This is a genomic window from Ruegeria sp. HKCCD7296, assembly GCF_013110775.1.
Lineage (GTDB): Bacteria > Pseudomonadota > Alphaproteobacteria > Rhodobacterales > Rhodobacteraceae > Ruegeria.
Genome location: NZ_WVRF01000002.1, coordinates 305,954 through 318,350 on the forward strand (window position 1 = coordinate 305,954; position 12,397 = coordinate 318,350).

Here is a 12,397-nt window from a genome sequence, read left to right on the forward strand (position 1 = left end):
CGCGAGGCAGAGCCTCGCTCCCCTGCTAACCCGCAAGCGACGGCAGGTAGAGAACAATCCCCGGGAATGCCACAAGCAATGCGATGGTCATCGCATCGGCGATGAAAAACGGCGTCACGCCTTTAAACACATCCTGAACGCTCAGGTCCGGGCGCACCCCGGCCACGACAAAGCAGTTCAGCCCAATGGGCGGCGTGATCAGGCAGAACTCGGCCATCTTGACCACCAAAATACCAAACCAGATGGCGCACATCGGGCCGGACATGCCAAAGGCGCTGTCGGCTGCGCTCACAGTTTCACCTCCGTTCAGCGCCATGACCGCTGGATAGACGACGGGCAATGTCAGCAACAGCATCCCGATTGCATCCATGAACATGCCCAGCACCGCATAGGCCAGAAGGATGCAGATCAGGATCATCATCGGGGACATCTCAAGCCCGGTAATCCAGTCGGAAAACGCACCAGGAAGGTCTGCGAAGCCAAGAAACCGCACATAGATCAGAACGCCCCAGATGATCGAGAAGATCATGGCCGTCAGCTTGGCCGTTTCCAAAAGCGCGGATTTGAATTCCTTCCAGCGCATTCCATGAAACAGGGCGAAACAGAACACAATGAAGGCCCCGATTGCGCCGCCTTCCGTAGGGGTGCCCCAGGCTTTGTCTCCGAACGGGTTGTAGACAAAGCAAATGATGATCAGGATCACGGCCACAATCGGAATGGCGCCTGGTAAAGCGGAAAAACGCTCTTTCCAGGTGAAGCCAGTAACAGGTGGACCGACGGTTTTGAAGATCACTGCAATCCCGACAATCAGCAGGCCATAGATGATTGCAGAGAACGCACCCGGTATGAATCCGGCCAGCAGCAGCTTGCCGACATCCTGCTCGACGATGATGGCGTAGATCACCAGAATGGCCGAGGGTGGGATAAGCGAGGCCAGTGTTCCACCCGCAGCGACAACACCCGCTGCAAAGCGTTTGTTATACCCCACCTTCAACATCTCAGGGATAGCAATGCGAGCAAAGACGGCAGATGTGGCAACCGATGCCCCGGATACGGCAGCAAAACCGGCGGTGGCGAAAATTGTGGACACGGCGAGCCCACCCGGAACCCAGGCCACCCAGCGTTTGGCGGCTTCGAATAATGCGCGCGTCAGGCCCGCATAGTAGGCCAGATAGCCAATCAGGATAAAGGTCGGGATCAGGCTGAGCGTATGAGCTGCAACCTTAGAATGCGGAACCTGCCCCGCGGTCTTGACCGCAACCGTCAAGGCTTTGCCCAACCGGTCCGGGTCATAGCCAAACTTGGCCCAGAATATCCAGACCAGCCCAACCAATCCCGCCAGCCCTGCTGCGAAAGCCACTCGCATGCCGGCAACGACCAGAACCAGCAGACCGCCTGTGACCCATAGGCCAATATCAATCGTGTCCATGTTCTAGTCCTGCCCTTCGAACTGTTCGGCCTCAGCCGCCGCTTGGGCCGCAGCATCCTGAAGAAGCGGAACCGCCACAGGGGTCTCGAGCCCCAGCACAAATGCACGCCCATAGCCCCACACCTGAAGCACCAGCCGCGCGCACAACACTGAAAACGCCACGGGCGCTAACAGCTTGGCCGGCCACAAGGGAATACCGATGTCGATGGAACTGTCTCTGCTCCAGAGCGGCGCACCAAAGTCGAAGGACCGGTCGAAATGGGACCAACTGCCCCACACAAGTGCCAGCATCAACACCAAGATCAGAAGGACCGAGATCAGCTCGAACAGCCACAAGGCCCGGCCGTGAAGCCGCGAGATGACGATATCCATGCGGATATGCCCGCCGTCGCGCTGCACAAAAGAGATGCCCAGGAAAGCAATCAGTGGCATCGCCTGTTCGATCCAGTCGACATAACCGGGCAACGGCGCGTTGAACGCGTTGCGCCCGCTGACCGACACGACGGCCAGAACCATCAATCCGAAAACCGCTATGCCGCTGATCAATGCAAGAAAGCGTTCAAGCTTTAACAAATGCCGGTCCAGCTGGCTTAGACGGCTACCGTCTTCCAGCACCGTGGCCTGTCCTGCCATTCCGGTGGTTCCTTGTTCTTGAAAGTGAACCGGGCACCCGACGGGGCACCCGGTCTAAAAGATCAGTTACCGCCGCGCTGCTGCTTCAAAGTGGTTTGAACCAGATCATACAGGTCTTGCGCCGGCAGCCCCTGTTCCGTCATGTCTGCAATCCATTTCTCTCGGATCGGATCTGCGGCTTTGGTGCGGAATTCCTCGATCACGGCGTCGTCGATCATCACCTTCTGCACACCCTTTTCTTCGAGGACACTGTCCCACTGTTCGAGCAGACCGCCATAGTTCGCCAGGTAGTGATCAATCGCCTCGTCAATTGAGCTGTCCAGCGCTTCGCGATGCTCGGCAGGCAGTGCTTCATAGGCGTCGATATTCACAACCACGGGACAGTTCACCGTGCCAGGGTTCAGGTTGGCCGTCCACCAATCAGCCTCGTTGATCGTGCCGAAAGACAAGTGTGCATGCTGGGCGAAGGCCACTGTATCCACAACACCCGATTCCATTGCATTATAAGCTTCGGTTGCCGGGACTGAAGTTGGCACACCACCCACAGCCTCGAACGCTTGGCCCAAACCGCCCGTTGCACGGACACGCATTCCGTCGAACTTAGCCAATTGGTCGCGGGGTTCGCCCGTACCCACGATATTATACTGCGGCATGGGCGAGGTCATGATGATACGGGCATTCCACTGCGCCATCTCATCTTTGACCGCCGGGTGATCATATACAGCGTGGCTTACAGCAACCTCTTCTTCAAGATTGTTTACACCGAGGAACGGCAGTTCCAGAACGGTGATCGCCCGGTTCTTGTCGCGGTGATAGCCAGCGCAAAACTGAGCCATTTCAAAGGCCCCGATTTCGATACCATCCAGGTTTTCGCGTGGCTTGGACAGGCCACCATAGCTGACATTGATCGTGAACTCTCCATTTGTCTTTTCGCTGACAAGCTCGGAAAGCTTTTCGACATGTTCCGTAAATGCGCGGCGCTTGCCCCAGACGGATGCATTCCACTCGGTCGCGGCAGCCTCGCTGACAAACGCAAAGCTCAAGGCGGCGACGGCAGCACCGCTCAACATATTTTTCATGATTTTGTCTCCCTTTGGTGCGCCTCTTCCCGAAGCGCTTGCAACGAAGCTAGCGCCAACATTCGGATGTGCCAACCCTCAGGGTCGCATGTGTTCCTAGATCCGAGACCACAAGGAACACCTGGCCAAGTTTGCCGACCGTAGAAACGCGCGAAACCACCAGGAGTAATCGTTACATTTATGTCTCTGTTAAATAGTAATTTATTCAATTTAGACCGTAATTTTTTACAAAAATAAGCAACGCGCCGAAATTTCTTTACAAACAAATCCAAAGATTACGGCAATTTATTTATTTATTTTCTGAACCCGGTAATACTTTGACCGGGGAGGAACGGGATCGACTTTGCTGAACAATCGGGCAAAAACGACCCAACGTAATCCAGTCCAGAGGGAGGAGCCTCAAAGATGACCACCGCTGCCCAGGCAGATGCCAAGACCTATCCGCCATCCGCAGACACTGTTGCTCGTGCACATGTCGATGCTGCGAAATACGCTGACATGTACGCCGCCTCAATCTCTGACCCCGACACGTTTTGGGGTGAGCAAGGCAAGCGCGTCGATTGGATCAAGCCCTTCTCACAGGTAAAGGACGTCAACTACGACTTCGGCTCGGTCAAGATCAACTGGTACGCTGATGGCACGCTAAACGTTTCGGCCAACTGCCTGGACCGCCATCTAAAGACACGTGGCGACCAAACAGCCATCATCTGGGAGCCGGACGATCCAAATGATCCGGCGCAGCATATCTCCTACGCCGAACTGCACCGCCGTACCTGCCGGATGGCCAACATCCTGGAATCGCTGGGCGTGCGCAAAGGCGACCGTGTTGTCATCTACCTGCCGATGATCCCCGAGGCCGCTTATGCAATGCTAGCCTGCGCACGGATCGGCGCCATTCACTCGATTGTTTTCGCTGGCTTTTCGCCCGACGCGCTGGCAGCTCGGATCAATGGCTGCGACGCCAAGGTTGTGATCACAGCGGATGAAGCGCCACGTGGCGGTCGCAAGACACCGCTGAAGTCCAACGCGGATGCGGCCTTGCTGCACTGCAAAGACAGTGTGAAATGTCTGGTGGTCAAGCGCACCGGTGGTCAGACCACCTGGATCGACGGGCGCGACTTTGACTACAACGAAATGGCGCTTGAGGCGGACGACTACTGCGCGCCCGCCGAGATGAACGCCGAAGATCCGCTGTTCATTCTTTATACATCCGGTTCAACCGGACAGCCCAAGGGCGTTGTGCACACCACTGGCGGCTATCTGGTTTATGCCTCGATGACGCATGAGATCACCTTCGATTACCACGAAGGCGACGTGTACTGGTGCACGGCGGACGTGGGTTGGGTCACCGGCCACAGCTATATCGTCTACGGCCCGCTGGCCAATGGCGCGACCACGTTGATGTTCGAAGGCGTTCCGACCTTCCCAGATGCTTCGCGCTTTTGGCAGGTCTGTGAAAAGCACAAAGTCAATCAGTTCTACACCGCGCCAACCGCGATCCGTGCGCTGATGGGACATGGCAACGAGTTTGTCGAGAAATGCGACCTGAGCGATCTGCGCACGCTGGGCACAGTGGGTGAGCCGATCAACCCCGAAGCCTGGAACTGGTACAACGACGTCGTTGGCAAGGGCAAATGCCCCATCGTGGACACTTGGTGGCAGACGGAAACCGGCGGTCACCTGATGACCCCCCTGCCCGGTGCACATGCGATGAAGCCCGGTTCCGCGATGAAGCCGTTCTTTGGCATCCAGCCTGTCGTTCTGGACCCTCAGTCGGGTGTCGAGATCGAGGGCAACGGCGTCGAGGGTGTTCTGTGTATCAAAGACAGCTGGCCCGGTCAGATGCGCACCGTCTGGGGCGATCATGAGCGGTTCGAGAAGACCTATTTCTCGGACTATAAAGGCTACTACTTCACCGGTGACGGCTGCCGCCGTGACGAAGATGGTGACTATTGGATCACCGGCCGCGTCGATGACGTGATCAACGTGTCCGGTCACCGCATGGGCACGGCCGAGGTCGAAAGCGCGCTGGTCGCTCATGCCGCAGTCGCTGAGGCTGCCGTGGTCGGCTATCCCCATGAAATCAAAGGGCAAGGCATCTATTGCTACGTCACCTTGATGAATGACCGCGAGCCTTCGGATGAGCTGTTGAAAGAGCTGCGCACCTGGGTCCGCACGGAAATCGGCCCGATTGCCTCGCCGGATGTGATCCAGTGGGCCCCTGGCCTGCCCAAAACACGTTCGGGCAAAATCATGCGCCGTATCCTGCGCAAGATTGCCGAGAACGACTTTGGCAGCCTGGGTGACACGTCGACACTGGCCGACCCGTCGGTTGTCGAAGATCTGATCGAAAACCGTGCGAATAAGTGAGGACGTGATGGACGCTGCCACGATCACCACTCCCGCCGTTCTGATCCTTCTCGGCCCTCCGGGCGCCGGGAAGGGCACACAGGCCCGTATGTTGGAAGAGAAATTCGGGCTGGTTCAACTCAGCACAGGCGACTTGCTGCGCGAGGCTGTCGCGGCTGGTACAGAAGCAGGTCTTGCCGCCAAAGCCGTCATGGAAGCGGGCGACCTGGTCAGTGACGACATCGTCATCGCCATCCTACGCGACCGTATGGCCCAGCCAGATTGCGCCAAGGGCGTCATTCTGGACGGCTTCCCCCGCACTACGGTTCAGGCCGAAGCGCTGGACGGACTGCTTGCGTCGAACAATCAGAAGATCAACGCTGCGATCAGCCTTGAGGTCGAAGACGCCGAAATGGTGATCCGCATCTCGGGTCGCTACACCTGCGCCGGCTGTGGCGAAGGCTATCACGACACGTTCAAAAAGCCTGTCGAAGACGGCACATGCGACAAGTGTGGTCACACTGAATTCAAGCGCCGTGCGGATGATAATGCCGAAACCGTGGCGTCGCGGTTGGCAGCTTATCACGCACAGACCGCGCCATTGATCACCTATTACAAAGGCCATGGCGTGCTGCAACGCACCAACGCCATGGGCAAGATTGAAGACATCGCCCGCGACCTGGAGGAAATCGTCAGCGGCGCGATGAAGTAAGGGGAGGAGATCGGCCGCAAGGCCTTGATCCTTAAAAGAATACTTCAATGAACCGCCTTGGCGGAACAGAGAAGTTTTGCCGGACGTCACGGGGCGTTTGGTACAATCGAGAAGCGGTCCGCGTCACTGGAGGAATTGGGCACGGGCCGCCCAACGAGGAAGCGAAGGAGGAACCCGCGATGGCGGATCATTCAACAAACTCCGCGCAGGCGTCCGAAGCCGATAAGGGCTATTGGCAAGCCAACCTGCGCCTCATTTACATCAGCCTCGCAATCTGGGCGCTGGTGTCGTTTGGATTCGGCATTCTGCTGCGTCCATTGCTGTCGGGGATCGCCGTTGGCGGAACCGATCTGGGCTTTTGGTTCGCACAGCAGGGATCGATCCTGGTCTTTCTGGTGCTGATCTTCAACTACGCCTGGCGCATGAACAAGCTGGACGCCGAATTCGGCGTAGACGAAGAATAAGGGAGAGCGGGGATTATGGATCAGTTTACCATCAACCTGCTGTTTGTTGGCGCATCATTCGCGCTATACATCGGCATCGCGATCTGGGCCCGCGCGGGTTCCACATCGGAGTTCTACGCCGCCGGTCGCGGCGTTCACCCGGTCACCAACGGTATGGCGACAGCGGCAGACTGGATGTCTGCGGCCTCGTTCATCTCGATGGCAGGCCTGATTGCCTTTACCGGCTATGACAACTCGACCTTCCTGATGGGTTGGACCGGTGGCTACGTGCTGCTGGCTCTGCTGCTTGCGCCTTACCTGCGTAAGTTCGGCAAATACACCGTCTCGGAATTCATCGGCGACCGTTTCTACAGCCAGACCGCACGCGTTGTTGCGGTGATCTGTCTGATCGTTGCCTCGGTGACCTACGTGATCGGTCAGATGACCGGTGTGGGCGTGGCCTTTGGCCGCTTCCTTGAGGTGTCGAACACGTCCGGTCTGCTGATCGGTGCTTGTGTGGTCTTTGCCTACGCGGTGTTTGGCGGGATGAAAGGTGTGACATACACCCAGGTTGCTCAGTACTGCGTGCTGATCACAGCCTACACCATCCCGGCGATCTTCATCTCGCTGCAGCTGACCGGCACGCCGATCCCTGCTCTGGGTCTGTTTGGTGACACCGCAAGCGGTGAGCCCCTGCTGACCAAGCTGGATGCAATCGTGACCGAGCTGGGCTTCAACGAGTACACCGCCCACCATTCGAACACGCTGAACATGGTTCTGTTCACGCTGTCGCTGATGATCGGTACCGCCGGTCTGCCGCACGTGATCATGCGCTTCTTCACCGTGCCGAAAGTATCTGACGCACGTTGGTCGGCTGGCTGGACTCTTGTCTTCATCGCGCTGCTGTACCTGACCGCCCCTGCGGTTGGCGCAATGGCACGTCTGAACATCACCGACATGATGTGGCCCAATGGTGGCATCGAAGGTGGCGCTGTCTCGGTCGAGGAAATCGACACCGATCCGCGCTATGACTGGATGAAAACCTGGCAGAAAACCGGTCTTCTGGATTGGGAAGACAAGAACGGTGACGGCAAAATCCAGTACTACAATGACAAGTCCGAAGCCATGGCTTCCATTGCGGAAGAAAACGGCTGGGTCGGTAACGAGCTGACCAAGTTCAACCGTGACATCCTGGTTCTGGCCAACCCCGAAATCGCCAACCTGCCGGGTTGGGTGATCGGTCTGGTCGCTGCCGGTGGTCTTGCGGCTGCTCTGTCAACCGCTGCGGGCCTGTTGCTGGCGATCTCGTCAGCGGTGTCCCACGACCTTGTCAAAGGTGCGATCAACCCGCAAATCTCTGAAAAGGGTGAATTGCTGGCTGCTCGTATCGCAATGGCCGTTGCCATCGTTGTCGCAACCTACCTGGGTCTGAACCCACCCGGATTTGCGGCGCAAACAGTGGCCCTGGCCTTTGGTCTGGCGGCAGCCTCGATCTTCCCGGCGCTGATGATGGGGATCTTCTCGACCCGCATCAACAACACCGGCGCGGTTGCGGGTATGCTGGCTGGTCTGGTTGTGACCCTGGTCTACATCTTCCTGCACAAGGGCTGGTTGTTCATTCCGGGTACCAACTCGTTCACCGATGCTGACCCGCTGCTGGGTCCGATCAAGTCGACCTCGTTCGGCGCAATCGGTGCGATGATCAACTTTGCGGTTGCCTACGTTGTTGCAGGCGCGACCAAAGAGACTCCGCAGGAGATCAAGGATCTGGTCGAAAGCGTACGCATTCCCCGTGGTGCGGGCGCAGCTCAGAACAAATGAGCTTGATGCGGTCGTTGGTTCTTGCCTTCGACCGCGTCTTTCGATCCACTGTTCCCGCCCAGCACATCACTGGGCGGGATTTTTTAACCAGAACACCGGAGACAACACATGCCCCTGTCCCATGACGAAATTGCCCGGTTTCTGAAATCCGTTCATCCCTATGACGCGTTGCCTTCCGACGCCCTGGATCAGATCGTCAAACAGATCGAGGTCTGGGAAGTTGAGGAAGACGCCTCGGTCTATGAGCTGGGCCACAAGTTGCCCGGGGTGTTCGTGATCTATGAAGGACAGGTCGAAATTACCGATGAGAACGGTGCCATCGTCTCTCATCTGGGTCTGCGCAATTCCTTTGGCGAAAGGGGCCTGCTGAAAGACGGCAAAGCCGCCACCAAAGCCCGCACGCATACGCCGTCAGTTCTAATGGTTCTGCCACCTGATCTGGTCCGGAGTTTGATCGATAACCACGATGTTGTGGCGAAGTTCTTTGACCGCACACGAGGCGACCGCAGTGGTCCGCAGAGCCTGGCCACCAGTTCGATCGACGTGCTGATGGCACATAATCCGGCCACCTGCCCCGCTGACACGTCGGTTCAGGACGCCGCGCGGATCATGCGCGACAAACATATTTCGTCGCTCTGCATCACGGACGCTGAAAGCTTGCAGGGCATTGCGACCCTGCGGGACATCTCGGGCAAATACGTTGCAGACGGCCTGCCCGCCTCCACGCACATTTCTGAAATCATGACACCAAATCCTGTGACCCTGTCGCCCAGCGATATCGGGTCGGATGTGCTGCACATCATGATGGAGCGCGGCATTGGCCATATCCCGATTTCCGAAGGCGGTCGGCTGGTCGGGATCGTGACGCAGACCGATCTGACCCATTATCAGGCCGTGAACTCGGCCGAGCTGGTGCGCCGCATTGCGCAGGCTGACACGGCCGAAGAAATGGCACGCGTGACCGAAGAGATCCCGCAGCTTCTTGTGCAGCTAGTTGCCGGCGGGAACCGGCACGAAATTGTCACCCGACTGATCACCGATATCGCGGATACAGCCACGCGGCGCCTATTAGCGCTCGCCGAAATTGAACTGGGCCCGCCCCCGGTTCCGTATCTGTGGCTGGCTTGCGGATCGCAAGGTCGGCAGGAACAAACCGGTGTATCGGATCAGGACAATTGCCTGATGCTGGATGACAATGTGACCGATGCAGACATGGCCTATTTTACCAAGCTGGCGAAATTCGTCTCGGACGGGTTGGACATTTGCGGGTACTTCTACTGCCCCGGCGACATGATGGCGACCAATCCGCGCTGGTGTCAGCCGGTGCGCGTCTGGCGCGATTATTTCAAAGGATGGATCGCCAAGCCAAACCCAGAGGCGCAGATGCTGGCCTCGGTTATGTTCGATCTGCGCCCTATCGGCGGCGCGTTTGAGCTGTTTGCCGACCTTCAGGCCGACACACTGGCAGCGGCCAGAGCGAACTCGATCTTTGTGGCGCATATGATTTCGAACTCGCTGAAACACACGCCCCCGCTTGGCCTGCTGCGCGGGTTCGCCACCATTCGCTCGGGCGAACACCGCAATACGCTGGACCTCAAGCACAATGGTGTTGTGCCCGTCGTAGATCTGGCCCGGATATACACGTTGCAGGGCGAGCTGACCGAAGCCAACACCCGTGCCCGCCTGAAAGCGGCCGAGGCCAGCGGTGTCCTCAGCCCGTCTGGGGCTCGGGATCTTCTGGACGCTTACGACCTGATCGCTGAAACCCGCCTGGAGCATCAGGTTCGGCTGGTTAAATCAGGTGAAAAACCCGACAATTATCTGCCGCCGTCCGATCTTTCGGACTTTGAGCGAAGTCATCTACGCGATGCATTTGTTGTGGTAAAAACAATGCAATCGGCGGTTGGCCACGGCAAGGGTATGCTGGGCTAAGACCCCCTAGAACGGAGAGACCACATGTTTCTGGAATTGATCGGCACTATCTTTGCGGGCTTCGCGTTTGCGGGCGTCGTGCTTGTGCTGAACAAGCTGACCGGTGGGCGCTTGCCGAAATGGACCACTCCGGTTGCGGCGGGTCTGGGCATGATCGGCATGACCATTGCCAGCGAGTATTCCTGGTATGACCGCACACGCGATCAACTGCCGGATGAAATGGCCATCGTGCAAGAGGTCGAAAGCCGTGCTTTCTATCGCCCCTGGACATACGCGGTGCCCTTCGTCGATCGTTTTGCCGCCATTGACACGATATCGGTTCGCAGCAATGAAAATGTTCCAGATCAAAGACTTGTCGACCTATACTTTTTTGGCCGCTGGGCTCCAGTTTCAAAAGTGCCGGTAGCTGTCAACTGTGTTGAAAATAGCCGCGCCAATCTAGCAGACGGTGCTGAATTCGCTGATGACGGTCGGTTGATTAACGCGGACTGGATTTCAGCCGAGGCCAACGATCCAATCATCGAGACCACCTGCGGGGTCTGATCATGCTCACCAATTTGAGCCTTAGGCTCAGGATTTTTTTGTTCTTCTGCTTGCTGGCATTCGGCGGGATTGCGATCAGCGCAGTTGCGCTGTGGATTTCCTATGCCCGCGCAGGAAATCCCGACCTTTTGGGTGACTTCATTTTTGCAGAAATCCTAATCGCGTTTGGGCTGCTGGCTTTGATCGCAGGTGTCTGGCTGCTGTTTGACGACAATATTGCCAAGCCAATTGAACGCCTGTCGGCCCAATTACGGGCCCGAGCGCATGCCGGGGTCAGTACGGATCTGGACATGCAGGCTGCGCGCTATCTGGGGGATCTGGCCCCCGCAGCGGCAGGTCTGGCGGAACAACTCGCGTCAAACGCCATGCGAACCGCCGAAGCCGTAGCATCGGAAACTGCGTACTTAGCAGCAGAGAAACAACGTCTCACCGCCCTGCTGACCGAGATACCGGTCGCTATGTTGCTGGCCAGCCCAAAGCATCAGATTGTGCTGTATGATGGTCAGGCCGCCGAGGTTCTGGCCCAGATTGCACATCCTCGACTGAACGCGTCGCTTTTCGAGTACATCGAGGCCACAGGCCTGACGGATGCCTATGCCAAAATGGGAAAAACCGGCAAAGACGTGTATTGCACGCTGAACAGCGTAGATGGCCGGCAAACCTATTCTGCGCGGATGAAGCCCTTGGGCGACGCGCCCGGCTACATGCTGGTCTTCGAAGACAGTGCCGCCCAAATGTCCCCTGATGAGGCGCGGCCTCTGGTTTACGATTTTGAGCTGCTCGACACGCCAGGGGATGACGCGTTTGAAAATCGCACCTTGTCGGATCTGTGTTTCGTCGTCTTCGACACCGAGACCACCGGACTGCTTCCTCATAAAGATGAAATCGTTCAGATCGGCGCGGTGCGCGTGCTCAACGGCAAGATCGTTCAGGGTGAACATTTGGACATGCTGGTGGATCCCGGCATTCCGATACCACCTGCTTCGACCAAAGTGCACAAGGTCAGTGATCGCATGGTTCAGGGCGCGCCCGACATTGCCGAGGCAGGGCGTGTGTTTCACCAGTTTGCGCGCGATGCCGTGATCGTCGCGCATAACGCACCTTTCGATATGGCGTTCCTGCGCCGTCACGCCAACCGGATGGAGGTCGAATGGGATCACCCGATCCTCGACACCGTTCTGCTGTCTGCCGTGCTGTTCGGAGCCAGCGACACACACACGCTGGACGCGCTGTGTGAACGGCTGGAAATCACGATCCCCGAGGCCCTGCGCCACACTGCGCTGGGCGATGCGGTCGCCACGGCCGAAGCGCTGGTCAAGATGCTGCCGATTCTGCAGGCACGCGGCATGACGACCTTCGGTGAAGTCATAATCGAAACACGAAAACACGGGCGCTTGCTGGAAGACCTGAACTGACAGCTTAAATTGCAAGCAGCAGTCAGCTTTGCATGGACAAT

10 protein-coding genes are annotated in these 12,397 nt (G+C 57.7%); 7 read left to right on the top strand and 3 right to left on the bottom strand.

What is annotated here, in order from left to right:
• Positions 1 to 25: 25 nt before the first annotated feature.
• From GS632_RS04175 to dctP, 3 genes are all read right to left on the bottom strand, one after another.
• Entirely contained in the window at positions 26 to 1,429 is a 1,404-nt protein-coding gene (locus tag GS632_RS04175; protein ID WP_171174523.1) for a TRAP transporter large permease, read from the bottom strand.
• A gap of 3 nt (positions 1,430 to 1,432) precedes the next feature.
• On the bottom strand, positions 1,433 to 2,062 hold the full coding sequence (locus GS632_RS04180; RefSeq protein ID WP_171174525.1) for a TRAP transporter small permease: 630 nt from the start codon (positions 2,060 to 2,062) through the stop codon (positions 1,433 to 1,435).
• A 62-nt stretch (positions 2,063 to 2,124) separates the two neighbouring features.
• A complete protein-coding gene (dctP, locus tag GS632_RS04185) occupies positions 2,125 to 3,141 on the bottom strand; it encodes a TRAP transporter substrate-binding protein DctP (protein ID WP_171174527.1) in 1,017 nt (338 codons plus the stop codon).
• Between the two features lie 405 nt (positions 3,142 to 3,546).
• Here dctP and acs point away from each other — a divergent pair, with 405 nt between their 5' ends.
• The 7 genes from acs to GS632_RS04220 all read left to right on the top strand — a co-directional run bounded on the left by acs (position 3,547) and on the right by GS632_RS04220 (position 12,356).
• Positions 3,547 to 5,511, top strand: coding sequence for an acetate--CoA ligase (gene acs / locus GS632_RS04190; RefSeq protein WP_171721368.1), 1,965 nt, complete (start codon positions 3,547 to 3,549; stop codon positions 5,509 to 5,511).
• A gap of 7 nt (positions 5,512 to 5,518) precedes the next feature.
• Positions 5,519 to 6,202 (top strand): adenylate kinase, encoded by a 684-nt coding sequence (locus GS632_RS04195; RefSeq protein ID WP_171174531.1) that lies wholly within the window; start codon positions 5,519 to 5,521, stop codon positions 6,200 to 6,202.
• Positions 6,203 to 6,381: 179 nt separating this feature from the next.
• Positions 6,382 to 6,666 (top strand): DUF4212 domain-containing protein, encoded by a 285-nt coding sequence (locus GS632_RS04200; protein ID WP_171174533.1) that lies wholly within the window; start codon positions 6,382 to 6,384, stop codon positions 6,664 to 6,666.
• Positions 6,667 to 6,681: 15 nt separating this feature from the next.
• Positions 6,682 to 8,466, top strand: coding sequence for a sodium:solute symporter family protein (locus tag GS632_RS04205; protein ID WP_171174535.1), 1,785 nt, complete (start codon positions 6,682 to 6,684; stop codon positions 8,464 to 8,466).
• Between the two features lie 108 nt (positions 8,467 to 8,574).
• Positions 8,575 to 10,398 (top strand): putative nucleotidyltransferase substrate binding domain-containing protein, encoded by a 1,824-nt coding sequence (locus GS632_RS04210; protein ID WP_171237441.1) that lies wholly within the window; start codon positions 8,575 to 8,577, stop codon positions 10,396 to 10,398.
• Between the two features lie 24 nt (positions 10,399 to 10,422).
• A complete protein-coding gene (locus tag GS632_RS04215; protein WP_171234094.1) occupies positions 10,423 to 10,941 on the top strand; it encodes a hypothetical protein in 519 nt (172 codons plus the stop codon).
• Between the two features lie 2 nt (positions 10,942 to 10,943).
• Positions 10,944 to 12,356, top strand: coding sequence for an exonuclease domain-containing protein (locus tag GS632_RS04220; RefSeq protein WP_171237440.1), 1,413 nt, complete (start codon positions 10,944 to 10,946; stop codon positions 12,354 to 12,356).
• Positions 12,357 to 12,397 lie beyond the last annotated feature (41 nt).

Excerpts from the sequence above, each read along its gene's own strand:
- GS632_RS04175 (WP_171174523.1), bottom strand. The coding sequence starts at position 1,429 with ATGGACACGATTGATATTGGCCTATGGGTCACAGGCGGTCTGCTGGTT.
- GS632_RS04180 (WP_171174525.1), bottom strand. The coding sequence starts at position 2,062 with ATGGCAGGACAGGCCACGGTGCTGGAAGACGGTAGCCGTCTAAGCCAG.
- dctP (WP_171174527.1), bottom strand. The coding sequence starts at position 3,141 with ATGAAAAATATGTTGAGCGGTGCTGCCGTCGCCGCCTTGAGCTTTGCG.
- acs (WP_171721368.1), top strand. The coding sequence starts at position 3,547 with ATGACCACCGCTGCCCAGGCAGATGCCAAGACCTATCCGCCATCCGCA.
- GS632_RS04195 (WP_171174531.1), top strand. The coding sequence starts at position 5,519 with ATGGACGCTGCCACGATCACCACTCCCGCCGTTCTGATCCTTCTCGGC.
- GS632_RS04200 (WP_171174533.1), top strand. The coding sequence starts at position 6,382 with ATGGCGGATCATTCAACAAACTCCGCGCAGGCGTCCGAAGCCGATAAG.
- GS632_RS04205 (WP_171174535.1), top strand. The coding sequence starts at position 6,682 with ATGGATCAGTTTACCATCAACCTGCTGTTTGTTGGCGCATCATTCGCG.
- GS632_RS04210 (WP_171237441.1), top strand. The coding sequence starts at position 8,575 with ATGCCCCTGTCCCATGACGAAATTGCCCGGTTTCTGAAATCCGTTCAT.
- GS632_RS04215 (WP_171234094.1), top strand. The coding sequence starts at position 10,423 with ATGTTTCTGGAATTGATCGGCACTATCTTTGCGGGCTTCGCGTTTGCG.
- GS632_RS04220 (WP_171237440.1), top strand. The coding sequence starts at position 10,944 with ATGCTCACCAATTTGAGCCTTAGGCTCAGGATTTTTTTGTTCTTCTGC.